This is a genomic window from Gordonia sp. BP-119, from assembly GCF_016924115.1.
Taxonomy (GTDB): Bacteria; Actinomycetota; Actinomycetes; order Mycobacteriales; family Mycobacteriaceae; genus Gordonia; species Gordonia hongkongensis.
This window is the reverse complement of record NZ_JAFFZF010000024.1, coordinates 1-22,982: the sequence shown is the minus strand read 5'-3', so window position 1 is coordinate 22,982 and position 22,982 is coordinate 1. Positions and strand designations below refer to the sequence as shown.

Sequence of the window (22,982 nt, the reverse complement as noted above, 5' to 3'; positions counted from 1 at the left end):
TCGTCAGCGCAGGACCAGCACGTCCACCAGGGTGCCCGCCTCGACCGCCTCGACGTCGGCGGGGACGTCGATGAGCGCGTCGGCCTCGGCGAGGTAGCGCAGGTGATGGGACGCCGGCGGGCCGATCGGGTCCACCCCGACCACCCCGTCGCGAGGCCCGGCGTCGAGCACGCCCCGCAGGAACTGTCGTTTGCCGCGGGGTGAGCGGATGTCGGCACCGAGACGAGCTCGGATTCGTTCCCGGTCGGCGGGCAGTGCCATCGCGGCCCGCAGCGCGGGCCGGATGAAGACCTCGAAGGACACGAGTGCACTGACGGGATTTCCCGGCAGCGTGATGATCGGCACGCGCCGGCCGCGGGAGGAGGGGAAGTGGCCGCACCCCTGGGGCATGCCCGGCTGCATCGCAACCTTCACGAACTCGACGGTCCCGGTCGCCGACAGTGCGTCCTTGACCACCTCGAAGGCGCCGGCGCTGACACCGCCCGAGGTGATGATCAGATCGGCGTCGTCGGCGACCTCGTCGAGCCGCGCGGCGAAGTCCGCGGTGTTGTCGGGCACGAAGTGCAGGTGACGGCCGGCCGCGCCGGCCTCGATGACCGCGGCGGTCAGCATCGCGCCGTTCGACTCGTAGATCTGCCCGTGGCGCAACGGTTTTCCGGGTTCGACGAGTTCAGAACCGGTGGACAGCACGACGACCCGCAGCCGCCGGGCGACGGTGATCTCGGCGAGGCCCAGTGCGGCGAGCAGGCCGATCTGCGGTGCGCCGATCACCGTGCCGGCCGGCAGCGCCCGGGTGCCGGCCTCGATGTCGGAGCCGCCGCGCCGGATGTGCCTGCCGCGCTCGGGTGCTGCGGTGAACGTGACGGTCGGCGCCGCGGCCACCGGGCCCACCACGGCGTCGGTCAGTTCGACCGGGACGACCGCGTCGGCGCCCGCGGGCATCGGGGCGCCGGTCATGATGCGGTGCGCGGTGCCCGGCTCGAGAGTGAGGTCGTCGGTACGGCCGGCGGGGATGTCCGCGGCGACCGGCAGGGTGACCGGCTCGTCGGCGCTCGCGTCCGCGAGATCGTCTGCGCGGACCGCGAATCCGTCCATCGCGGAGTTGTCGAAGCCGGGCAGCGACAGCGGGGCGTCCACGTCGGTGAACGTGGCGAAGCCGAGCGATTCCGGCACGGCGACCTCCGACGGTTCGGCGGGGCCGAACAACGCCGCGACGATGCGCTGATGCTCTACGACGGTACGCATCCGCTCAGCATGCCAGGTGTCGACGGAGACCATGGCGTCGTCCCGGCAGGTGACCGGGCCGTCCTGCGACGCCGCTGGGCGAGGACTACATTCGTGCGCATGGCGCTGGGTCTGCTGTTCGACATCGACGGGGTGATGGTCACCTCGTGGCAGGCGCTGCCCGGCGCGGTCGAGGCGATCGCCGATCTCGCCGACCAGGGCATCCCGCGGATGTTCTTGACCAACACGACGTCCCGCTCGCGTGGCGAGATCGCCGAGGCGCTCAACGAATGCGGTTTCGAGGTGAAGCCGGACGAGATCCTGTCGGCCGCCAAGCTGACCGCCGAACACGTCGCCGCCACCTATCCGGGCAAGCGCGTGTGGGTGCTCAACCAGGGCCCGATCGCCGAGGACATGACCGGCGTGGAGTTGACCGACGACCCGGCGTCGGCCGAGGTGGTGGTACTCGGCGGTGCCGGTTCGGTCTTCACGCACGCCACGCTGTCCAAGGTCCTGGAGATGATGCTCGACGGGATTCCGGTGATCGCGATGCACCGGTCCATGACCTGGTCGACGGCGGACGGCTTGAGCATCGACACCGGGGTGTACCTCGAGGGTCTCGAAAAGGCTTCGGGCGCAAAGATCAAGGCGATCGGCAAGCCCTCGCCGGTCGGTTTCCGGGCGGCCACCGAGGTCCTCGGTCTGGAGCCGACCCAGGTGGTGATGGTCGGCGACGACATGCACAATGACGTTCTCGGTGCCCAGGCGGCGGCGCTGATCGGCGTGCTGGTCCGCACCGGCAAGTTCCGCGAGGAGGCGCTGCATGCGCTGCAGCGTGACGAGTTCGGGCCCTACCCCGACCACATCATCGACTCGGTCGCCGATCTCCCCGAGCTCATCGGCAAGCTCGGCGGAACCTGATCGCCGAGCTCATCGGCAAGCTCAGCGGGACCTGAGCGTCCACAACTCTGCTCCCTGAGGTGCGAGCGAAGCGAGCCACGAACGGGCTCGCAAGCTGCCTCACCAGGCCCTTCGTGGCTCGTCGCTTGCGCTCCTCGCACCTCAGGGAGCAGAGGGGCGAGCGTCTCTCCGCTCCCTGAGGAGCGAGCTTGCGAGCGTCTCCCCGCTCCCTGAGGAGCGAGCTTGCGAGCGTCTCCCCGCTCCCTGAGGAGCGAGCTTGCGAGCGTCTCGAAGGGTCAGTTGGACTCGGCGGCGCGCTTGATCTTGCCCAGCGTCTCGGCCATCCCGAGCTTGAGCTCCTCTTCGAACGACTCGGCGCCGCCGAAGAGCTTGTCGACGAGTACCGACGACACCTTGGTGGTCGACCCGTTGACCTCGCGCCGCTCGGTGACCGTGACCCCGGCGTCCTTCGGGGTGATGGTGTAGCTCCAGATGGTGTGGTTCTCCGCGACCCGGAAGCCGAGTTCCTGGTTCGGGGTGAACCGGACGACCTTGGAGGTGGTCGGCCACACCAGCGGGCCCCGGCGGTTGATGTTGATGGTCTTGGTCCCCAACCCGACGGTGCCGCCGCGGATGATCATCTTCTTGCACTGGGGGCTCCACTCGCCCATGCGCTTCAGATCGGAGATCACCGACCACACCTGTTCGGGCGTGGCGTCGATGTCGATGGATTCCTCGATGAGTGCTGCGGTCATGGTCGCTCACCCTATGTGCTTGTTGGCCGAGGGTCAATAAGCATGTTCGGGTGCCCGAGTCAACCCCGGAAAACGCGTGGACCAGCGATGTCGCGCCGAACTCAGACCAGCAGGGTGATCCCGATGACGGCACCGATGGCCAGGAAGACGGCGGCGGTGATCCACCCGGCGGGGTGTTCGTCGGCGGCCCGGCGGCCGGTGGTCACGGCGTCGTCGGGGGTCTCGTCACTGCGCGGCGCGCCGTCGAAGAGCAGCGTGCCGAGCTTCCCGGGTGTGAGCCAGTCGATCAGCACGAACGACCACATCATCACCGCGATCGCCAAGACCGTGTACGCGACGGTGTAGAGCAGCGCGCGCCACAGTTCCAGGAGTTCGGTGTCGATGACCGAACAGACCAGCACGATCGCGAGGCCGATGACCATCGATGTGGTCAGCAGCACCGCGTTGCGGTTGTGCTCGATCCACACCAGCTGCCGCAGCCGGCCCGGTGTCACCAGGTCGAGGGCGGCGAAGCCGAGGACGAGCACGGCGATCCCCACCAGGCTGAACGATGCCCCCGCGGCCAGGTTGTCCCGCAGCAGTTCCATCCGGCTCCCTCTCGCCTCGCATCGACATCAGCGGGCTGCCGCCCGACTGCAACACCTCGAGCGGGCTGCCGCCCGAAAGGACTTCAGCGAAGGCCTGCGCGCGAGAACGCGCAGGGCCTTCGCTGAAGGACAGTAGCCGGTATCAGCCGACGCTGAGCATGTCGTAGGTGTCGATGTTCTCCGCCAGGCGGGTCACATGGTCCGACGCGTCGCCCAGGGTGTGGCTGATCGCCGTCAGACGGCTCACGTAATGGGCGATCGGGTACTCGGCGGTCATACCGATACCGCCGTGCATCTGGATCGCTTCCTGACCGATCAGGCGCGCCGAGCGGCAGATCTGCAGCTTGGCCCGCGACGCGATGATGGGATCGGCGATCCCATCCGCCAGCGCCGACGTCGCGTAGAGGCTCAGGCTGCGAGCGAGTTCGAGCTGGACGTACATGTCGGCGGCACGGTGGGTCAGTGCCTGGAAGGCCGACAGCGTGACGCCGAACTGCTTGCGCGACTTGAGGTATTCGACGGTCAGGTCCAGGCTCCGCTCCATCGCGCCGACGGCCTCGGCGCACAGTGCGGTCTGGATGCCGACCTCGGCGTCGGCGATGGTCTGCGACGCGTCGCCGGTGCCCAGTCGCGTCGCCTTGACGTCGCTGAACTCGATCTGCGCGCCGCGACGGCGGTCGTGCGTCCGGTACGGCGTCCGGGTGATGCCCTGGGCATCGGCGTCGACGAGGTAGAGGCCGACGCCGTTGTCGTCGCGCGCCGACACGATCAGCTTCGCAGCGCAATCGCCATGTCCGACAAGGCTCTTGGTGCCTTTGAGGACGCCGTCGGCCGACGCGGTGGTCTCCACCCGCGCCTCCGGCCAGCGGTCGCCCGGCTCGGTGTGGGCGAAGGCCATCAGCAGTTCGCCCGACGCCAGCGCGGTCCGCAGCTCGGCGCGGGTCGCGTCGTCGGCGAGGCCGAGGAGCGAGCCGGGGACGAGGACCGAGTCGAGGTAGGGCTCAGGTGCCAGTGCGCGGCCGAGTTCGGTCATGACACTGGTGAATTCGACGGGGCCGGCGTCCATGCCGCCCTCGTCCTCCGGGAAGGTGAGGCCGAGGATGCCGATCTCGGCCAGCGACTTCCACACCTTCTCGCTCCAGCCGAGATCGGTGTCGGTGACCTTGCGCAGCGTCTCGACGTCGTAGGTCTTGGTGAGGACCTCGCGAACGGTGTCGCGCAGCATCCCCTGCTCTTCGGAAAGCTCGAAATCCATGGTGTTCCTTAGTGAAAGGTCGAAAGGTGCGGGGTCGGCGCTCAGAGGCCGAGGACAGCCTTGTCGATGATCTGGCGCTGGACCTCCGACGACCCGCCGTAGATCGTGACCTTGCGGTAGTTGAGGTAGGTCGGGGCGGCGAGCTGGGCCCATTCGGGGGCGCTCACCTCGGCGCTGCCATTCGGAGCCGAGGCGTCGAGCTGGGCGACCGGGAGCGAGTCGGGGCCCGCGATGTCGGCGAGGAGTTCCATGGCGGCCTGCTGCAACTGGCTGCCGGTCAGCTTGAGCAGCGACGATGCCGGGTTCGGCTTGCCGTCGGCCGACGAGGCGGCGACGCGCAGCTGGGTGAGCTCGAGGGCGAGCAGTTCGTTCTCGACCTCGGCCAGGCGGGCGGCGAACAGCGGATCGTCGAGGAGGGTGCCCTTGGCGGTCCGGGTCTGCTTGGCGAGTTCCTTGGCGCGGGCGAGCTTGGCCTTGGTGTAACCGACGCGGGCGATGCCGTTGCGCTCGTTGCCGAGCAGGAACTTCGCCTGGGTCCAGCCGCTGTTCTCCTCGCCGACCATGTTCTCGGCGGGCACGCGGACGTCGTTGAAGAAGACCTCGTTGACCTCGTAGCTGCCGTCGATGAGCTGGATCGGGCGGATCTCGACGCCCGGCGTGTCCATCGGGAACAGGAACATGCTGATGCCGGCCTGCTTCTTGACATCGGGGTTGGTACGCGCGAGGCAGAAGATCCAGTCGGCGAACTGTCCGAGTGTGGTCCAGGTCTTCTGTCCGTTGATCACGTAGTCGTCGCCGTCGCGGACCGCGCGGGTCTTCAGCGAGGCGAGGTCGGAGCCGGCCTCTGGCTCGGAGAAGCCCTGGCACCACCAGATGTCGAGGTTGGCGGTCTTGGCCAGGAAGCGTTCCTTCATCTCGTCGGAACCGAACTGGGCGATGACCGGGCCGATCATGCCGACGTTGAACGGCAGCATGTCGGGGACGAACGCGAGGCTCATCTCCTCGCGGTAGATGTGATGCTGGATCGGGGTCCAGTCCTTGCCGCCGTGCTCCACCGGCCAGCTGGGGGTGGCCACACCGTGCTCGTTGAGGATGCGCGTCGTGGTGACGAGGTCCTCGGGGTACTGGAGCTTGCCCTCTTCGCACCGCTTGCGGACGTCTTCGGGGACCTTGGCGAAGATGCTGCGCAACTCCTCGCGGAAGGCCTCTTCTTCAGGACTGAATTTCAGCTGCATGGGTTCTTCTCTACTCCTGTCGAGGGTGTCCGTACCCCGGGCGGTGTGGTCGAACTGGGGACCTCTGCCGTGTGCACCCAAGCTGGGGAAACCCAACCGAGCCACGAATGACTAAGCGCTTGCTTAGTGATAGGTTGCACTATGCCGCGCGGGCTGGATGCTGTCAATCACGGGCTCGTCGCGATGACCAGTCCGACCGTTCCGAGAAGGTGACCGTGGGCCCGTCTGCCGATCCGACGCCCGAAGTCCGGCCCGTGGCCGCCCGGGCCCGGCTCCTGCGCGCCGCCGTCGAGGCGTTCGCCGCCAAGGGGTTCAACGGGACGACCACGAGAGACATCGCCAACGGCGCGCAGATGAGTTCGGCGGCGGTCTACGTGCACTTCCGCTCCAAGGAGGAGCTGCTGTTCGAGATCTCCGACGCCGGGCATCGCGCGATTCTCGCGGCGATCGACGACGCCGACGATCCGTCGGCGTCCCCCGGCGACCGGCTGCGGGCGATCTTCCACGCCTTCACCGAGCACCACGCGCGCGAGCACGTGGGGGGTCGGGTGGTGAACTACGAACTCAACGCCCTCGCGCCCGACCATCTGGACACGGTGATGGCCATGCGTCGCGAGATCACCAGACGGGTGCGCGAGATCATCGAAGCCGGGATCGCATGCGGGGACTTCGATGTCGCTGACTCGCTCGCCACCACCAACGCGATGCTGTCCATGGGGATCGATGTCGCGCGCTGGTATCGCGACGGGGGGTCACTCTCGCCCGAGGAGATGGGGGGCTTCTACGCGGAGCTGGCCACGCGGATGGTGGGATGGCGACCGCCCGTCGGCGGGTGACTCAGCCCCTGCATGCCGGTTCCGGTTGCGACGGAGAGACTTCGACTGCGTTCCGGGCTGCGGATGCTGCCCGGCGGCGCACTGTCACCGCGAATACCGCCGCAATCATCACCATCGCGAGAACGTAACCGACGTAGCCGATGATGGTGTCGCGCAAACCGATGTGCGAGACGACGATCCCGGCGATCACGGCCGGGACGCTGAATGCGAGGTAGCTCGCCACGAACACCGACGAGAAGACCTGACCGCGCATCGCGGGAGGTGTCGCGGCGGTGATGTTGTCCATCGCGGAGAGGAAGGTGGCGGCCCAGCCCGAGCCGGCCACGATCGAACCGACGATGTAGAAGGGCAGGGATTCGATGAGGACCCCGGCCAGTGAGATCACCACGCCGGCGGCGAGTGCGGGAAATCCGTACGCAGCCTTGATCGTCGACGAGCGATCGGTGATGAACAGGGACGTGACGGCCGCGCAGGCGAAGAAGACGAACAGGATCGCGCCCGCCGCGCCGTGGTTGCCCACACCGAACACACGGGAGACCACCGACGACCCGAGCGAGAGATACAGGCCGCCGAGCGACCAGGTGGCGACGAGCGCGGGAACTGACGCCAGGAACACCGTGCGGACCTCGCGAGGCACGCGCACCTGCGGCGCGAGCGTGCCGGCCAGGTGCCGTCGAGAATCGAAGCCGATTCGCTCGCGGGTCTCCGGGACGACGAGAAGTGCGATCAGCAGTGCGGCGAACAGGCCGAGGATGATCTCGTAGATCAGCACGCGGGGTGCGGGTGCGTACTCGACGAGCACCCCGGCCACGGCGACGCCGCTCGCCAGGCCGACCGCCGGGGCTGCGCCGACGATCGTCGATCCGGCACGGGCCGAGGGCTGCAGATCGACCGTCGTCGCGGTCAAGGTGCCCATCGCCGCGCCGGTGGCCAGGCCTTGCAGGGCGCGCGCGGCGAGTAGGGTGCCGACGTCCTCGGCTACGACGAACAGCACCATGCTCGCGATGAGCAGGACGAGCGCGACGGCGAGGACAGGCCGCCGGCCGACATGATCGGACAGAGACCCGACCGTCAGGAGGCTCACCAGCATGGTCACCACGTACACCGCGAACACGAGCGTCAGTGTGAGCGCGGAGAATCCCCACAGTTCCTGATACACGGGGTACAGCGGCGACGGTGCCGCGGACGCGAACAGGACCATCATGTACGTCGCCGCGATCAGCCAGAACGCGCGATGTGGGTGCAGTGGCGCCACGAGGTCTCCTTAAAGCAAACAGGTTTGCATTCAGAAACTAGCCCGGACTGCGTTCCAAAAGCAATCAGCTTTGCAATAATGGCTTCCATGACGACGGCCCGCACCCCCGACAGCCCGATTTCTGGTGCTCCCGCCTCGCCGACCCGTCGTCCAGGTGGTCGTAGCGCGCGCGTGCAATCGGCGGTCTACACGGCAGTCGGTCAGCTCGTCGGGGCCGGACGCCGCGAGACGATGACGATCCCCGAGGTCGCCGAACTCGCCGGGGTGAATCCGACCAGCATCTATCGACGCTGGGGAACGATCGACGCGCTTCTCGGGGAGGTCGCCGTTGCGGCGTTGACGCAGGGCGAACCCCTGCCCGACACCGGCACTCTCGCCGAGGACCTGTCCGAGTGGGCGCAGATCATCGCCGCCGACATCGCACGCCCGAAGCGCCGCGCCTACCTTCGGGCCATGGTCGCCGCGCGCGAGGACATCGTCGAGGTCTGCCCCTGCTGGGAGATCCGGCGTGGGCACGCCGAACAGATGATCGCGCGGGCGCGGGACCGCGGCGAACCCACGCCGTCGGTCCGACAGGTGCTCGACCACGTGATCGCCCCGCTGTATCACCATGCGGTCTTCGGACTCGAGCTCGACGCCGATCATGCCGCCGGCCTGGTCGATGACGTCTTGTCGATGATCGGAGCTGCGCCGAGAAGGTAGGCCGAGACGATAGGGTCCCGGGAATGAAACACGTTCACGCGTTCACCGACGACGCACTCGGCGAGCACGACGCGGTCGGCGTCGCCCAGGCCATCGCATCCGGAGAGATCTCCGCTTCCGAGGCGGTCGAGGCCGCGATCGCGCGGATCGATGCCGTCAACCCGCACCTCAACGCCATCGCCTTCGACGATCGCGAGCGTGCGCGCAAACGCGCGGTCGACAACGACTTCCCGCTGGGATCGTTCATCGGGGTGCCGTCGATCATCAAGAACAACACCGACCTCGCGGGGCTGCCGACCTGTCACGGTTCGGCTGCGGTGCCCCAACGACCGGCGAAGGCCAACGAGGCGTTCACCAATCAGTTCCTGGCGAGCGGCGTCAATGTGGTCGGCGCGTCGACGATGCCGGCCTTCGGGCTGACCTCGACGACGGAGTTCGTCGACCGCGAGCCGACCCGCAACCCGTGGGACACCGACTACTCGTCGGGCGGCTCGTCCGGTGGTTCCGCGGCGCTCGTCGCGGCCGGTGCACTGCCGATCGCCCACGCCAACGACGGTGGCGGATCGATTCGCATCCCCGCCGCCATCTGTGGGCTGGTCGGACTGAAGCCGAGTCGCGGGCGCGTCGAGGCGTCGAAAGAGACACGGGACGCGCCGATTGACCTCGTGTCGAACGGGATCGTCAGCCGATCGGTGCGCGACACCGCCCGATTCCTCGCCGACACACAGGGTTTCCGGCCCGCGCCCGGGATGCCGCCGGTCGGGCTGGTCGAGGGGCCGGGGACCAAACGGCTCAAGATCGCGCTGATCACCGAGCCGCTGACCGGCTCGCTGCTCGACCGGGACACACAACGGTGTGTCACCGAGGCCGCCGAGCTGGTCGAGTCCCTCGGACATCGCACCGAGATGGTGCCGCTGCCGGTGGACCGGGACTACGTCCGGGACTTCATCGACTACTGGTCACTGCTCGCACTGGCGCTGGACCGATTCGGAAAACGGGTGGTCGACAAGGGCTTCGACCGTTCCCAGGTGGACTCGTTCACCCGTGGGCTCTCGCGCGGCGCGCTCCGGCACTTCTACCGGCTGCCCGGGGCGGTCCGCGGGCTGCGGAGGTCCACGGCCGCGATCCGCGGACTGCACGACACCTTCGACGTGGTCCTCAACCCGACCGTCGTCCACGCGACCCCGGAGATCGGATACCTCGATCCCGCACTCGACTTCGACGAGGCGATGGGCCGGCTGACCCGGTTCATCGCCTTCACCCCGGCCAACAACACCGCGGGCACCCCGGCGATCAGTCTGCCGCTGGGACAGACGGAATCGGGCATGCCCGTGGGCATCCACTTCGCGGCCGACCTCGGCCAGGAACGCACCCTCCTCGAGTTGGCCTTCGAACTCGAGGCGGCCCGGCCGTTCGCGCGGATTCAGGACGCCTGAGATACGTAATTCGTTCCCGCGGTGACGTTTCCGTCGCGCTTATTGGATCCTATAAGCACGACGGAAACTGCGCCGCGGGAGTGTTGGTCGGCCTGGGGACGCGCGACTGACCGAGATGCCGAACTCCGATAGTCTGCCCGGCAGCACCGAATGAGTTCAGTCGACGGGGGTGGGATGAACGGTCATGGGATGGCGCAAGAGTCCGAGACGATCAGCGCCGGACATTGTGGCGTCACGGTGGGCGGAAGTTATCGAAGGTCGTCCGCCGCATCCCGCTTCGCCGGCTACGTGACTACTGTTTCCGCGGTTGCCGGAATCGTCCTCTCCGGGCTGGCGTTTGTTCAACGGGCTCCGTCGGGTCGGGTGTCTGACGGATTCTGGACCGGACCACAATGGGCCGCAACAACACTCGTGCTCGGAGTATCACTCGGGTTGTCGCTCGTGATTGGTGTCGTACTGCTCAGCTTCGTCGGTCGCGGTCCGGCAATCGGGTCGGCCCTGGTCTCGGGGGTCTGCCTCGCCTATTCGGTCCGATCCGAGGCGGTCGATACCATCGCGGCGCTGACGGGAGGCCCGGGCGGACATGACGTGGTACGAACGGTCCTGGCGGCGTGGGCGTGCCTGCTCGTCGCCGCGGTCGCGGCGACGTTTCGACGAGATCGATTGTCTCTAAGAGAGGTCGGCGCAATCGCCGTTGTCGCTCTCGTCGTGACACTGGCGATCGGTCTCATGCCGTTCGAGCGCAGTGGAGCGACGGGGGCCGACGCCATTCGGATTCCCGAAGTGCCGCCTTCGGTCACCGGGGAACCAGCCTACCGAGTGGATGATGTCGATCCCTGGTCGATCACCCCGGCCGGCCCGGGCTTCGCCGCAGTCGTCGATGACATCCTGGTCGCCTACGACGGCACGACGGGCCGACCACGGTGGAGCCTCACTCCCGATGGCGTCGGAGCGGCGAATTGCGCTGAGCGAGGGTTCGATCGCGTCACCAGTACCGGAACGGGAACCGATTCAGTGGTCGTGGTCGGTTGTGACTACGCCCGCGCAGGGCGGGTGGGGTATTTCACGACCGGGATCGATGCGATGACAGGACAGGTCCTCTGGACCAACGATTCGCCGTGGATTCTGATTTCCGACGTACCACGCGCCGGACGCGTCGATCAGCCAGTGGCTGTGATCCGTGACGGCGAGATGGCAGTTCTCGAACCTCGGAGCGGAGAGGTCAGATGGCAGCGACGTGTGTCGCCGCCGACCGGACGTGATGAACCGAACCCGCATCCGCGCTCGGTCTTCGCTGCCGGTCATCATGTGGTCTATGTGACTCCTGACAGGGGTCATGTGAAGGTCGTTGTCTTCGACGCCCTGACCGGAGCGGATCGGACCCATCGCATCGCAATCACGGCGGCGGACGAGCGGTTCGACGTCAGCGTCGGCGAGACAGGCGACTCCGAGTTCGTGGCTCACCTGTGGGACCTCGATGACGTCCCCCGGGCATTGGTGGTCTCCATAGCGAACGGCGGCCACGAGCCGGTGGACAGATGGTGGTGGGGTTCAGATGCTCGAGGGCGCCGGATGACGGGGATCCATGTGAACGCGCAGCCGTCCTGGGGTATGTACTTCGACCAGCCCGGGGCGGTAGTCATCGGACATCTGGATTCTCGCTCGTCGACCCGCGTCACGATCCCGAAAGGTACCGACTGGCCACGCGATCCGATCCCGGAGTCGCAGAGCTGGGTTCTTCTGCACGACTCCGTGGTGACGGCCCAACTGAAGCGACCTCTCGAGAACCAGGGGCGGTACGACCTGACGACGATCCACCCGGACGGTTCGATCGCGTCCGTACCGTCGCCGTGCGGGCAGACGTTGGGTGGCGTCGTACCCGTTCCGGGAGCCGTGCTGGTTACATGCTTCGGCGATCCCGGTGATCTCAGCTCACCGGTGAGTGTGGCGGCACTTCGCCCGGATAGCTGAGCGTGCCCCCACAAATCCACCCCTGTTCCGCACACCCACCGCCTTGCAAGGCAGTGGGTTCACGGAACAGGGGTGGGTTTGCGAATGACCTAGTGCTGCACGGCCTTCTCGGCCCCGATGCCGGTGAGGGAGCGAACCTCCATCTCGGCGTTGCGTTCCGGGGTGCCGTTGTCCGACGGGCTGGTCAGCGTGCCGACGATGCCGAGGACGAAGGCCAGCGGGATCGAGATGATGCCCGGGTTGGCCAGCGGGAACCAGGCGAAGTCGGCGCCGGAGATCATGGCGGTCGACGACCCGGAGACGGCGGGGGAGAAGACGATCAGGACGATCGTGGAGATCAGGCCGCCGTACATGCTCCACAGGGCGCCGCGGGTGTTGAACCGCTTCCAGTAGAGCGAGTAGACGATCGTCGGCAGGTTCGCGGCCGCGGCGATCGCGAAGGCCAGCGCCACCAGGAAGGCGATGTTCTGGCCGTTGGCGAGGATGCCGAGGACGATGCTGACGATGCCGAGGACCACGACGGTGTATCGCGAGACGCGGACCTGGTCGTCCTCACTTGCCTTGTTGCGCTTGATCACCGAGGCGTAGATGTCGTGGGCGAACGACGCCGACGCGGTGATGGCGAGGCCGGCGACCACGGCGAGGATCGTCGCGAAGGCGACCGCCGAGATGATGCCCAGCAGGACCACGCCACCGAGTTCGAACGCGAGCAACGGTGCGGCCGAGTTCTGTCCGCCGGCGGCGTCGAGGATCTTGTCCGGTCCGACCAGGGCGGCCGCTCCGTAACCGAGAACCAGGGTGAACAGGTAGAAGGCGCCGATGAGGGCGATGGCCCAGACCACCGACTTGCGAGCCTCTTTCGCGGTCGGCACGGTGTAGAACCGCATCAGCACGTGCGGGAGGCCCGCGGTGCCGAGGACGAGCGCGATGGCGAGCGAGATGAAGTTGATCTGGCTCGTCAGGGACCCGCCATACTGGGCACCGGGAGCGAGAACGTCACGCGCGGCGACCTTTTCGCTGGTCGAGTCGGTCACCGCGTCCTGTGCCGCACCGAGGATCGACGACAGGTTCATGCCGAACTTGGCCAGCACGATGACGGTCATGATGCCGGCACCCGCGATGAGCAGGACGGCCTTGATGATCTGCACCCAGGTGGTGCCCTTCATGCCGCCGATGAGCACGTAGACGATCATCAGCGCACCGACGACGGCGATGACGATGGACTGGCCGAGGCGCCCCTCGATGTCGAGGAGCAACGCGACCAGGCCGCCGGCGCCGGCCATCTGGGCGAGCAGGTAGAACAGCGACACCGCGAGGGTGGAGATCGCCGCGGCCAGACGCACCGGACGTTGCTTGAGACGGAAGCTGAGGACGTCGGCCATCGTGAACTTGCCGGTGTTGCGCAGCAGTTCCGCCACGAGCAGCAGCGCGACCAGCCACGCGACGAGGAAGCCGATGGAGTAGAGGAAGCCGTCGTAGCCGTAGACCGCGATGGCGCCCGCGATGCCGAGGAAGCTGGCCGCCGACAGGTAGTCGCCGGCGATGGCGACGCCGTTCTGCGGTCCGGAGAAGCCGCGGCCGCCGGTGAAGAAGTCGGCGGCGGTGTTGTTGTTCTTGCTGGCCTTGATGACCACGAACATCGTGACCGCGACGAACGCGGCGAAGATGGCGATGTTGGCGGCCGGGCTGCCGACGGTCGCCGCGAGGACGGTCACGTCGGTGGTGGGCACAGAGTCCACAGCGGGGGTGTTCACAGCGTGGGTCCGCCTTCCATCTCATTGCGGATCGCCTCGGCCTTCGGGTCGAGATTGCGATTGGCGAAGCGTACGTACATGCCGGTGATGACGAAGGTGCTGACGAACTGCAACAGACCGAGGATCAGGCCGAGGTTGATGTTGCCCCAGACCTGGGTCGCCATGAAGTCATGGGCGAAGGCGCCGAGCAGCACGTAGAGGGCGTACCAGATCAGGAAGAACGCGGTCAGCGGGAAGACGAACTTCCGCAGCGTCCGCCGCAGCTCCTGGAACTCCGGACTGGCCTGCATCTCGATGAACTCTTCGCCGGTCGGCGCGTGTGGCGCCGGTGGTGGTTGGTCGACGGTCGACACGTTTCCTCCCAGGGTGACGTGGCCACATGTGTGATGGCTCTACGGAAGTCAGCCTGAATGAGGTGCAGATCACAGACAATCGGGTGGCCTGGGTCACACGCCGAAACCCGCGGTCCGTGCGCCGGACGGTCGGTGAGATCCGACGAACGGCGAACGGTCACCTGTCCGAACGGTCAGGTCGTCCGCTCGTCCGGGGCCCGTCCCGGGGTGCGATCGAGCCCCATCCCGACGCGTTCCGGGACGTGCATCCGGGCAAAGGTCCGTGCGAGGTCGACGGGTACCCGTCCCCGGGTTGCCTTGCTGACCAGCACCATCGTGCCGAACGCGAGTGGGACCGTCACGGCGGCCGGGTAGCCGATCACGACCGCAAGCCACCCGCCCAGCACGTCGTCGTCGACGACCCCGGCGATCGCCAGCATCGTCGCCGACCCCGACGACGCGCCGCCGACGACGAGTCCGGCGATCGCGCCGACGGCCGTGAGTCCACGCCACCAGATCCCGAGGACCAGCAGCGGGCACAGCGTCGACGCGGCGACGGCGAACACCAACCCGACGGTCCGGGACAGTTCCAGGGACGCGGCGGCCAGCGACAAGCCGATCGGGATCAGTCCGCCGATGACCGCGGCCACCCGGAAGTCGCGCACCCGGCCGCGTAGCAGGTCGGTGGCGAGCGCCCCGGCGACCGACACCAGCAGCCCCGACGACGTGGCGAGGAAGGCGGCGATCGCCCCGGCGGCGACGAGCGCGGCCAGGATCTGACCGGCGATCCCGCCGACCGCCGCGCTCGGCAGCAACAGGACCGCGGCGTCGGCGGTGCCGGTGATCAGCAGTTCGGGGACATAGAGCCGTGCGAACACCCCCAGCAGGATGGGGAACAGGTAGAACAACGACAGCAGTGCGATGACGGCCAGCGCGGTTCGCCGCGCCGATCGCCCGTCGGGGTTGGTGTAGAAGCGCACCAGCACGTGGGGCAGACCCATCACGCCGAGGAACATCGCGATGATGAGCGACAGCACCTGGTACAGCGGGTGACTGCCGCCGAAGCCCCCGCCGGGGGCGATCCAGTCCGCGTTCTGTGCCGGCGCGCCCGCGACGACCGGGGTGGCCGCACCGGCGTCGAGGAAGATCGTCGAGCCCGCGGAGATGACGTGGGGTCCGGTGCTGTCCACCGGCGCGTCGTCGACGACGACCCCGTCCAACGTCCCGGTGACCCGCACGCCGGTGGTCTCGGCGACGGTGACCGAGACGTCGGTGGTCACGTCGACGGTCGTCGCGGTGGTGATCCGCGGCGGCGCGGGTTCGCCGACGGGCGTGGGGTCCTGGGCGAAGACGCCGATCAGGACGAGCGCGGGGACCGCGATCGCGGTCAGCTTGAGCCAGTACTGGAAGGCCTGCACGAAGGTGATCGACCGCATGCCGCCGCCCACCACGTTCACGATCACGATCAGTCCGACGCCGACCACTCCGGCCCACACCGGTGCGCCGAGAAGGATGTTGAGGGTGAGTCCCGCGCCCTGGAACTGCGGGATCAGGTACAGCACGCAGACGACGACCACGACGAGCATCGCGGTCTTCCGCGCCGCCGGCGAGGCGAGGCGGAACTCGGCGAAGTCGGGCACCGTGTAGGCCCCGGAACGACGCAGGGGCGCGGCGACGAACAGCAACAGGCCCAGGTAGCCGGCGGTGAACCCGACGGGGTACCAGAGTGCGTCGGCACCGTACTTCGCGATGAGGCCCGCCACGCCGAGAAACGATGCTGCCGACAGGTATTCACCGGACACCGCGGCGGCGTTCCAGCGCGAGCCGACGCTCCGCGACGCCACCAGGAAGTCCGACGTGGTCCGTGAGAAGCGGCCGCCCCACGCGCCGACCGCGATCGTGGCGATGGCGGCGGCGAACAGGCCGATCGCGGTGAGGGCGTGGACGTCGGTCGTCACGGCGTGCCCGGTTCGGACGAGTCCGACAGATCGTCATCCACGAGGCCCATGAAGTCGCGTTCGGCCTGCTCGGCGAGATGGACGTAGAGCCGTCCGGTCAGATACAGGAGTGGGAAGGCGAGTACTCCCAGCATCAGCCAGATGAGTCGAATCCCGAAGACGCCGGCGTCGGCGATCCCCGGAAACACCCAGGCGGCAACGGGTATGGCGGCGGCAACGGCGAGCAGGGCGCCCCCGAGCCGCAGGCCGAGACCGAGTTGGGCGCGCATGAGGCCGCGGACGAGCGCGTCACCGACCTCGGTCTGTTCCTGGACCTCGACGCGGGTGCGGACCATTCGCGCCCCGCGGCGGGAGGCGAGCACCACCCGTTCGCGCTGGGGCGGGTGCTCAGCCATCGTCCCGTGCGGTGGGGGAACGATACTGACGCAGCGGGTCTCGGATGAGGCGGTCCTTGAGTTCGCGGACCTGTCGGCGGCTCACGGGCAGCTCGACGGCCTCGGATGCGCCGTTCGCGCGGACACACACCACCGTGCCGCCGCCGACCGTCCGCAATCCGGTGACCATCGGCAGCGCGACGAGGTAGGACCGGTGTACTCGAGCGAATCCGGTGTCCTGCCAGCGGGATTCGAGCGTCGACAACGGGATGCGGACGAGATGTGCGCCCGAGTCGGCGTGCAGTCGGGCGTAGTCGCCGACGGCCTCGACCCAGGAGATCGAATCGCGCCGGACGAGCGAGGTCACGCCGCTCATCTCCACCGGGATGACCTCGTCCGATGTGGCGCGGCGCTCCGGTCGAACGGTCGGTTGCGCGGGCTCGGGTGCACGCTCCCGACTGTCGAGGCTCGCGCGGACCCGGTCGACCGCCTGGGTGAGACGTTGTTCGCGTAGGGGTTTGAGCAGGTAGTCGACGGCTCCGACCTCGAAGGCGTCGACGGCCCGGTCGTCGTGGGCCGTGACGAACACGATCGCCGGGGGCGAGGCGTATTTCGCGAGGACGCCGGCGAGTTCGAGTCCCGACAGGCCGGGCATGTTGATGTCGAGGAAGATCGCGTCGATGCGGTGCTCGTTGAGTTCGCGGAGGGCGCCGGTGGCGTCGGACGCGGAGCGGACCTCGGCGACGTCGTCCTGCCGGTTCAACAGGTAGCCGAGCTCGTCGAGAGCTGGTGGTTCGTCGTCGACCGCGAGTACCACCAGTGCGGTCATGGAACACCTCCCGCCTCGACGACAGCCCGCAGTTTACCGCCTGGGAGTTCGGGCACCGCCGGAACTCGGGCGTTGCGTTTCACGCCCGGATGCCCGCGCGGAACTTCGGGACACGCATCCCCACCTTGGTGCCGGCGCCGACCGCCGTCTCGACGACGAGTCCGTAGTCGTTGCCGAACGCGGCGCGGAGCCGGTGGTCGACGTTGGTCAGGCCAACGTGGGCACCCTCGCTGTGGTCGAGGGCGTCGAGAGCGCCGCTGCGCAGGAGCTCCGGTTCCATGCCCACGCCGTCGTCCTCGACCGTGATGACACAGTCGGTGCCCTCGTCGGCCGCGACGATGGTGATGGTCCCGCCGCCCTTCGACGCCAGGCCGTGCCGGACGGCGTTCTCGACGAGCGGCTGCAACGCGAGGAACGGCACGACGACGTTCAGGACCTCCGGTGCGACATGCAGTTTGACGTCCAGGGCATTGCCGAAACGGGCGCGTTCGAGGGTGAGGTAGCGGTCGATGTTCCGCAGCTCGTCGGCCAGCACGGTGTATTCGCCGGCGGCCCGGAAGGAGTACCGGGTGAAGTCGGCGAAGTCAAGGACGAGATCGCGCGCCCGGTCGGGGTCGGTCCGCACGAACGAGGCGATGGTGTTGAGCGCGTTGTAGATGAAGTGCGGACTGATCTGCGCTCGCAGCGCGAGGACCTCGGCGCGGTTGAGCCGTGCGCGGGATGCGTCGAGGTCGGCGAGTTCGATCTGGCTCGACGCGTACCGCGCGACCTCGGCGATGGCGCCGAGCATCCCGGGTCCGGGGCGTCGCGTGGTGGCGACCACGAGGACCCCGACCCCGACGTCGTCGGCGAGGAGCGGCTGGGCCACCAGCGCGCGCACGGGCGACTCGGCGCCGCTGGGGTCGGTGAGCAGCACGCGCCGGAGGTCACCCAGCGCGGACGACGCCGCACGGTCGGCGTGACCGAGCATCTCGTCGTCCCAGATGGCGTCGCCGTCCGGCTCGTGGGCGAGGCGGCTCGGTTCGCCGTCGTACAGTGCGACCGCTTCGGCGCCGGTGAGGGTGTGCAGGTGCGGCAGTGCTTCACGCGCCGACTCCGCCGACAATCCGGTCCGCAGGGAGCGGGCGGCGAGCGACGCGGTGTGCAGGGCCAGATGAACCGCCCGCTCGGCAGGGGTGGCCACTCGTCGCCGGGTGCGCACCAGGACGGTGAGTGCCCAGACGACGGTGACGACCAGTATCCCGAACACCACGGCCAGCTCAGCAGACATCGCACCTCCCGCGGCCCATCCTCCCGCATCGGTGGACGCGAACGCCACGCGATCGGTCGACGCCCGGGTCGGGACGGAGGCGTACAACTCCCGGGCGGTTCGATCAGTCGGCGGTTCGCAGGCCGCGCGTGGCCCGGCACAGTGCCGTGATCTGCTCCCACTCCCCGGCGACGGCGACGGCGACCGCCGCCGACCGCACGAGCGCCAGCGGGAAGATGTTGATCGCATTGTCGCCGGACACCGCGGCCGCACTCTGACCTGCCTCCGGCGATCTGCCGACGTCAGTAGGTCGCCCACTCGCCCTGCGCGTACCGGAGAATCCGCGGGTCCATGAGGGTCGACGGTGGCAGGTCCTGTCGCGGCCGGTCGAGCGGGAAAACCGTTGCCGCTGCCAACTGTTCAGGACTGAGGAACCGGAGGGGGCCGGGCGCCGCCACGGTCGGGGTCACCCTGCCCCCGGCGCCGGCCAGGTGGAATCCCCAGTCGCCGAAGGCCGGCACGTCGACGTGGTACGGGGTCGGGTCCAGTCCGGCCGCGCGCATGGTCGAGGCCACGCACCAGAACGACTTCGGCGCGAAGTACGGGGACCCGGCCTGGACCACGGTGCGGCCCGCCTCGGCGAGATGCGCCCGGACCATCGCGTAGAACTCGGTGGAGTACAGCTTCGCGGTGGCCGAGTCGTCGGGGTCGGGCATGTCGACGATGATGACGTCGAACCGGCGGTCGGTGCCGCGCAGCCAGGAGAAGGCGTCGGCGGCGATCACCTCGGCTCGGGGGTCGGTCATCGATCCCCGGTTCAAGGTGGTGAGACGCTCGTCGGTCCGGGCGAGTCGGATCATCTCCGGGTCGAGTTCGACGAGCGTGACGTCGCGGGCGTCGGGGTAGGTGAGCACCTCGCGGAGCGCGAGTCCGTCACCGCCGCCGAGGATCAGTACGGAGTCGTGGTTCCCGGACATCGCCGGATGCACCAGCGTCTCGTGGTAGCGATGCTCGTCGACCGAGGAGAACTGCAGGTCGCCGTTCAGGTACAGGCGGGTGTCGGCCGTTGCGCCGAAACGGTTCTCGGTGATGACGATGTCCTGGTACGCACTACGTTCGGCGGCGACGATGGGATCGCGGTACAGCGCTTGGCGCGCGGTGATCTCGAAGCGGCCGGACAGCATCAGGCCGGCGATCAGGACGGCGACGACGGCGACGGCCGACGCGGAGAGGACGGCCATCTGGGTGCGCGACATCGACTTGCGGAAGATGACGAAGACGAGGAAGCAGCCGGCCGCGGCGTTGACCAGCCCGACCACCAGAGCACCCCGCAACTGGCCGAAGAACGGCAGCAACAGGAACGGGAAGCACAGGCCGCCGATGAGGGCGCCGATATAGTCGACCGCGAACATGTCGGCGACCGCCGAACCTGCCTCCTGGCGTCGAATCCGTTGCAGCAGAACCATCAGCAGCGGAATCTCGGCACCGATCAGGATGCCGAGCACGAAGGCCACCAAGACGAGGGCGGGCGTGTACAACTCCAGGTAGGCGAACGCCGCGTAGAGCGCCATCACCGACAGGCCGCCGATGAGGGCGAGCAGCAGTTCGATGACCGCGAAGGCCGTGACCGATTGTGGCTGGAGCGGTTTCGCGGCGAGTGACCCGATGCCCATCGCGAAGACCATGACCGCGAGGACGATCGACGCCTGCGTCGCGGTGTTGCCGATCAGGAACGAGCCGAGCGAGACCAGCGCGAGCTCGTACACCAACCCGCAGGCGGCGCAGACGAAGACGACGGCCAGCAGTCCGGCGCGGGCGAATCGCGGTCGTATCGCCAGCGCGTCCGGAACGGGTTCGGTCGTCACCGGTTCGGTGTCGGCGGCAGCGGAGTCGTGACCGGTCACGGACAAACGGGGGAGTGCGGGAACCCGGTCACAGGATGGAGGCGGCCACGATGATCGACACCCCGATGTGTGCGACGCCCTGCACCCACACCGCCGGGTGGCTCTCCGGGTGGACCAGCAACTCGCCGAGATTGCCGGGGGTCAGCAGGTCGATGACGAGGAAGGTCACCGCCATCACGACCAGGCCGATCGCCGAGTACACCGCGGTGTAGGTGAGCCCCTCGAGCAGTCGTCCCTCGCTCGCGACGATGGCGGCGGTGACGATCACGGCGACGGCGAGCATGTTGGAACCCACCAGGATGCCGGCGTTGCGGTTGCGGTCCGTCCACAGCTGCGAACGGAGCTTGCCGGGCGTGAGCAGGTCGAGGATGCCGAACGAGACGATCATCAGGATCACGCCGACACCGGCGTAAGCGCCTGCAGCGTAGGCGTTCTCAGCGATATCAGCGAGCATGGTCTTCTCCGTTGGTTGGTCGGACGAATTCGATGGCACGTGCCGGGCGGACGACGATCATTTGCCACCACCGCCGCTCCCGCCGCCGCGGTTTCCGCTGCCGCTACCCGCATAGCGGGGGGTCGGGACCCAGAACGCGCCGACGTAGGGGTGGTAGTGGTGATACCCCGACCGGTAGTCCCGGCTGAGCATCACCCGGGTGGCGCCGGCCGCCAGCGGGAAGAGGCCCACGAGGTAGTCGGGGTACTGGAGGAACTGCGTGCCGGCGATGTTGCCCGCGCCGGCGGCGCCGCTCCGCTGGTCGCTGGGACGTTCGGCGTCGCGGATCTCGGCCGCGACCTGCTCCGGTGTCCCGTCGGCGACATAGGCGTCGACGTCGCCCTCGTCGAGGGAGGTGTCGCGCTCGTAGTTCTGCGTGATGTAGTCGCGCGCCGACCCCCCGATGCCGCCGCCACGGGCAACTCGCGCGGTGCACGCACCGATCAGCGCGAAGATGGTGAGCACGACGATCACGCCGATGATGATGTTGCGGGTCTTGTTCAGACGACGGCGTGGGTCCGGCGGGCCGCCGGGCGGTGGTTGCCCGGTCATGGACGGGCCACCGGACCGCGGTCGATCCTGCTGGAGGTGATCACGACCTCGGCGGCCTTGGGATAGGTGTGCCAGGTGTGCCAGCTGATGGAGTCATCGGTGGACTCCGACACGATCGCGGTGACGGCGTGCGGCTCCCCCGGGAACCGTCCCATCACGCACGGGTGTCCGGTGGCCAGCTGTTCGGTGACGCGGGCGCTCAGCTGTTCGACGAGGGCGGCGAGCTGGTCGGGATTCACCTGTTCCACACGGGAACTGAAGTAGTAACCGCTCTCCTGGAAACTCTCCGGCAGTGCCGAGGTCACCTCCGGCAGGCAGGCGACGGTCTCGCAGATCCGCTGCACCCCGTCTTCGACGAGTACCTGATGGCTCGCGCCGAGCAACCGCACCGACACCGTGATGCCGTCGATCTCGCGATCCTCTTGTGCCAGGGGCTCCTGCAAGGGTGCGCTCAGCGAGAAGCCGAGCTGGCTCGCGCTGGTGTCGGCGTAGGCCACCGCGAGTTGCGCGGCGGGGTCGCCGGGATGTTCGGAATTCTCGGTCATGCGGTGTGGGGTCTCCGTGCTCAGGGCGTCGTGTGGATGGGCGGGCGTCGGGGCCCCCGTCAGGGTGTTTCCGGAGCCGGGTTGGTGGGGTAGATGCGGTAGTCCGCGCGGGACAACAGTTCGCCGCGGGCGCATTCCCAGCCGCTGCCGTAGTCCTCGAAGGACAGACGGTCGTCGCCGGCCTGGTAGTCGTGATAGGCCATCCGGCCCGAGGTCGCGACGCCGGTGGTCCCCGCGGAGGTGAAACGCGCCGAGCCCGCCTCCTCCGACTGGTATCGACGCCCCTCGAGCTCCACGGTGTCGGGGCCGGGGGTGACGGCGGCACCGGGTACCTCGTGCCACAGCACGACCTCGAGGTCGGGATCGTCCTCGACCGATATCCAGGCCTTGGACCCGACACCGGTGTCGAGGAAGTTCTCGGTCCAGGTGTAGCCGTCCTGCGTCAGGCGCAGGGTGCCCCGGACCGCGTAGGTCTGACCGCGCAGTTCGACGAGGTCGCCGGGTTTGAGATCGCGGGGGTCGCCGTAGACGGAATCGTCGTCGGCCGACGAGAACGGATCGCCGGGGCGATAGGTCCGCTCACGCAGGGCGTCCTGCTCGGCCTGCCGGGCCCGCCGATTGCCCAGGAAGTTGAAGATGACGACCACCGCGATGATCGCCAGCAGCGCCACGATGATGATCAGCAGGAATTCCACGGTTCAGACCCTAGGAGACTGCTGAAATAGTCGGTGTCGTTTCGGTGTGGGGTGAGCGGGTTTGCCTGGTGGGCTGGGATCCTGGTGGGTATGCAGGGTGAGCCGGATCGTCAGGGTGAGTTTCTGGATGTGAACTCGGTC

At 68.2% G+C, this 22,982-nt stretch carries 23 protein-coding genes; 5 read left to right on the top strand and 18 right to left on the bottom strand.

What is annotated here, in order from left to right; translation table 11 throughout:
• Nucleotides 1-3: 3 nt before the first annotated feature.
• Complete coding sequence (glp, locus tag JW364_RS14690; protein ID WP_058251429.1) at nucleotides 4-1,245, bottom strand: gephyrin-like molybdotransferase Glp; 1,242 nt, start codon at nucleotides 1,243-1,245, stop codon at nucleotides 4-6.
• Between the two features lie 99 nt (nucleotides 1,246-1,344).
• Between glp and JW364_RS14685 the strand changes: the two genes are divergently transcribed.
• Entirely contained in the window at nucleotides 1,345-2,145 is an 801-nt protein-coding gene (locus JW364_RS14685; protein ID WP_065630114.1) for an HAD-IIA family hydrolase, read from the top strand.
• Nucleotides 2,146-2,420: 275 nt separating this feature from the next.
• Here JW364_RS14685 and JW364_RS14680 read toward each other — a convergent pair whose 3' ends face one another.
• The 4 genes from JW364_RS14680 to JW364_RS14665 form a co-directional block, all read right to left on the bottom strand.
• Nucleotides 2,421-2,879: an SRPBCC family protein gene (locus tag JW364_RS14680; RefSeq protein WP_058251338.1), complete on the bottom strand. Its 459-nt coding sequence runs from the start codon at nucleotides 2,877-2,879 to the stop codon at nucleotides 2,421-2,423.
• A 101-nt stretch (nucleotides 2,880-2,980) separates the two neighbouring features.
• On the bottom strand, nucleotides 2,981-3,466 hold the full coding sequence (locus JW364_RS14675) for a DUF350 domain-containing protein (RefSeq protein ID WP_058251337.1): 486 nt from the start codon (nucleotides 3,464-3,466) through the stop codon (nucleotides 2,981-2,983).
• 142 nt (nucleotides 3,467-3,608) lie between these two features.
• On the bottom strand, nucleotides 3,609-4,721 hold the full coding sequence (locus JW364_RS14670; RefSeq protein WP_058251336.1) for an acyl-CoA dehydrogenase family protein: 1,113 nt from the start codon (nucleotides 4,719-4,721) through the stop codon (nucleotides 3,609-3,611).
• A gap of 41 nt (nucleotides 4,722-4,762) precedes the next feature.
• Nucleotides 4,763-5,956, bottom strand: a complete 1,194-nt coding sequence (locus JW364_RS14665) for an acyl-CoA dehydrogenase family protein (protein WP_058251335.1) — start codon at nucleotides 5,954-5,956, stop codon at nucleotides 4,763-4,765.
• A gap of 209 nt (nucleotides 5,957-6,165) precedes the next feature.
• Here JW364_RS14665 and JW364_RS14660 point away from each other — a divergent pair, with 209 nt between their 5' ends.
• Nucleotides 6,166-6,792: a TetR/AcrR family transcriptional regulator gene (locus tag JW364_RS14660; protein ID WP_058251334.1), complete on the top strand. Its 627-nt coding sequence runs from the start codon at nucleotides 6,166-6,168 to the stop codon at nucleotides 6,790-6,792.
• Nucleotide 6,793: 1 nt separating this feature from the next.
• On the opposite strand, the gene JW364_RS14655 is transcribed toward JW364_RS14660, so the two are convergent.
• On the bottom strand, nucleotides 6,794-8,047 hold the full coding sequence (locus tag JW364_RS14655) for an MFS transporter (RefSeq protein WP_058251333.1): 1,254 nt from the start codon (nucleotides 8,045-8,047) through the stop codon (nucleotides 6,794-6,796).
• An 87-nt stretch (nucleotides 8,048-8,134) separates the two neighbouring features.
• Between JW364_RS14655 and JW364_RS14650 the strand changes: the two genes are divergently transcribed.
• From JW364_RS14650 to JW364_RS14640, 3 genes are all read left to right on the top strand, one after another.
• A complete protein-coding gene (locus JW364_RS14650) occupies nucleotides 8,135-8,749 on the top strand; it encodes a TetR/AcrR family transcriptional regulator (protein WP_068970598.1) in 615 nt (204 codons plus the stop codon).
• A gap of 23 nt (nucleotides 8,750-8,772) precedes the next feature.
• Nucleotides 8,773-10,185 (top strand): amidase, encoded by a 1,413-nt coding sequence (locus tag JW364_RS14645; RefSeq protein WP_058251331.1) that lies wholly within the window; start codon nucleotides 8,773-8,775, stop codon nucleotides 10,183-10,185.
• A 588-nt stretch (nucleotides 10,186-10,773) separates the two neighbouring features.
• Complete coding sequence (locus tag JW364_RS14640; RefSeq protein WP_205333758.1) at nucleotides 10,774-12,156, top strand: PQQ-binding-like beta-propeller repeat protein; 1,383 nt, start codon at nucleotides 10,774-10,776, stop codon at nucleotides 12,154-12,156.
• An 89-nt stretch (nucleotides 12,157-12,245) separates the two neighbouring features.
• Here JW364_RS14640 and JW364_RS14635 read toward each other — a convergent pair whose 3' ends face one another.
• From JW364_RS14635 to JW364_RS14580, 12 genes are all read right to left on the bottom strand, one after another.
• Complete coding sequence (locus JW364_RS14635) at nucleotides 12,246-13,871, bottom strand: cation acetate symporter (protein ID WP_065630162.1); 1,626 nt, start codon at nucleotides 13,869-13,871, stop codon at nucleotides 12,246-12,248.
• Nucleotides 13,872-13,906: 35 nt separating this feature from the next.
• Entirely contained in the window at nucleotides 13,907-14,263 is a 357-nt protein-coding gene (locus JW364_RS14630) for a DUF485 domain-containing protein (protein ID WP_205333759.1), read from the bottom strand.
• Between the two features lie 173 nt (nucleotides 14,264-14,436).
• Nucleotides 14,437-16,200, bottom strand: coding sequence for a cation acetate symporter (locus JW364_RS14625; protein ID WP_205333760.1), 1,764 nt, complete (start codon nucleotides 16,198-16,200; stop codon nucleotides 14,437-14,439).
• Nucleotides 16,197-16,595 (bottom strand): hypothetical protein, encoded by a 399-nt coding sequence (locus tag JW364_RS14620; RefSeq protein WP_205333761.1) that lies wholly within the window; start codon nucleotides 16,593-16,595, stop codon nucleotides 16,197-16,199. Before JW364_RS14620 ends, JW364_RS14625 begins: the two co-directional genes overlap by 4 nt.
• A complete protein-coding gene (locus JW364_RS14615; protein WP_205333762.1) occupies nucleotides 16,588-17,403 on the bottom strand; it encodes a LytTR family DNA-binding domain-containing protein in 816 nt (271 codons plus the stop codon). Before JW364_RS14615 ends, JW364_RS14620 begins: the two co-directional genes overlap by 8 nt.
• A 79-nt stretch (nucleotides 17,404-17,482) precedes the next feature.
• Nucleotides 17,483-18,673 (bottom strand): sensor histidine kinase, encoded by a 1,191-nt coding sequence (locus JW364_RS14610; protein WP_205333763.1) that lies wholly within the window; start codon nucleotides 18,671-18,673, stop codon nucleotides 17,483-17,485.
• Nucleotides 18,674-18,776: 103 nt separating this feature from the next.
• Nucleotides 18,777-18,914, bottom strand: coding sequence for a hypothetical protein (locus JW364_RS14605; RefSeq protein ID WP_165630638.1), 138 nt, complete (start codon nucleotides 18,912-18,914; stop codon nucleotides 18,777-18,779).
• A 40-nt stretch (nucleotides 18,915-18,954) separates the two neighbouring features.
• Nucleotides 18,955-20,517, bottom strand: coding sequence for a polyamine aminopropyltransferase (locus tag JW364_RS14600; RefSeq protein WP_068970524.1), 1,563 nt, complete (start codon nucleotides 20,515-20,517; stop codon nucleotides 18,955-18,957).
• Nucleotides 20,518-20,584: 67 nt separating this feature from the next.
• Complete coding sequence (locus JW364_RS14595) at nucleotides 20,585-21,010, bottom strand: DUF350 domain-containing protein (protein ID WP_068970523.1); 426 nt, start codon at nucleotides 21,008-21,010, stop codon at nucleotides 20,585-20,587.
• Between the two features lie 57 nt (nucleotides 21,011-21,067).
• On the bottom strand, nucleotides 21,068-21,601 hold the full coding sequence (locus tag JW364_RS14590) for a DUF4247 domain-containing protein (protein WP_137808566.1): 534 nt from the start codon (nucleotides 21,599-21,601) through the stop codon (nucleotides 21,068-21,070).
• Nucleotides 21,598-22,146 (bottom strand): DUF2617 family protein, encoded by a 549-nt coding sequence (locus JW364_RS14585; RefSeq protein WP_068970517.1) that lies wholly within the window; start codon nucleotides 22,144-22,146, stop codon nucleotides 21,598-21,600. Before JW364_RS14585 ends, JW364_RS14590 begins: the two co-directional genes overlap by 4 nt.
• Nucleotides 22,147-22,205: 59 nt before the next feature.
• Complete coding sequence (locus tag JW364_RS14580; protein WP_068970516.1) at nucleotides 22,206-22,841, bottom strand: DUF4178 domain-containing protein; 636 nt, start codon at nucleotides 22,839-22,841, stop codon at nucleotides 22,206-22,208.
• Between the last annotated feature and the right edge of the window lie 141 nt (nucleotides 22,842-22,982).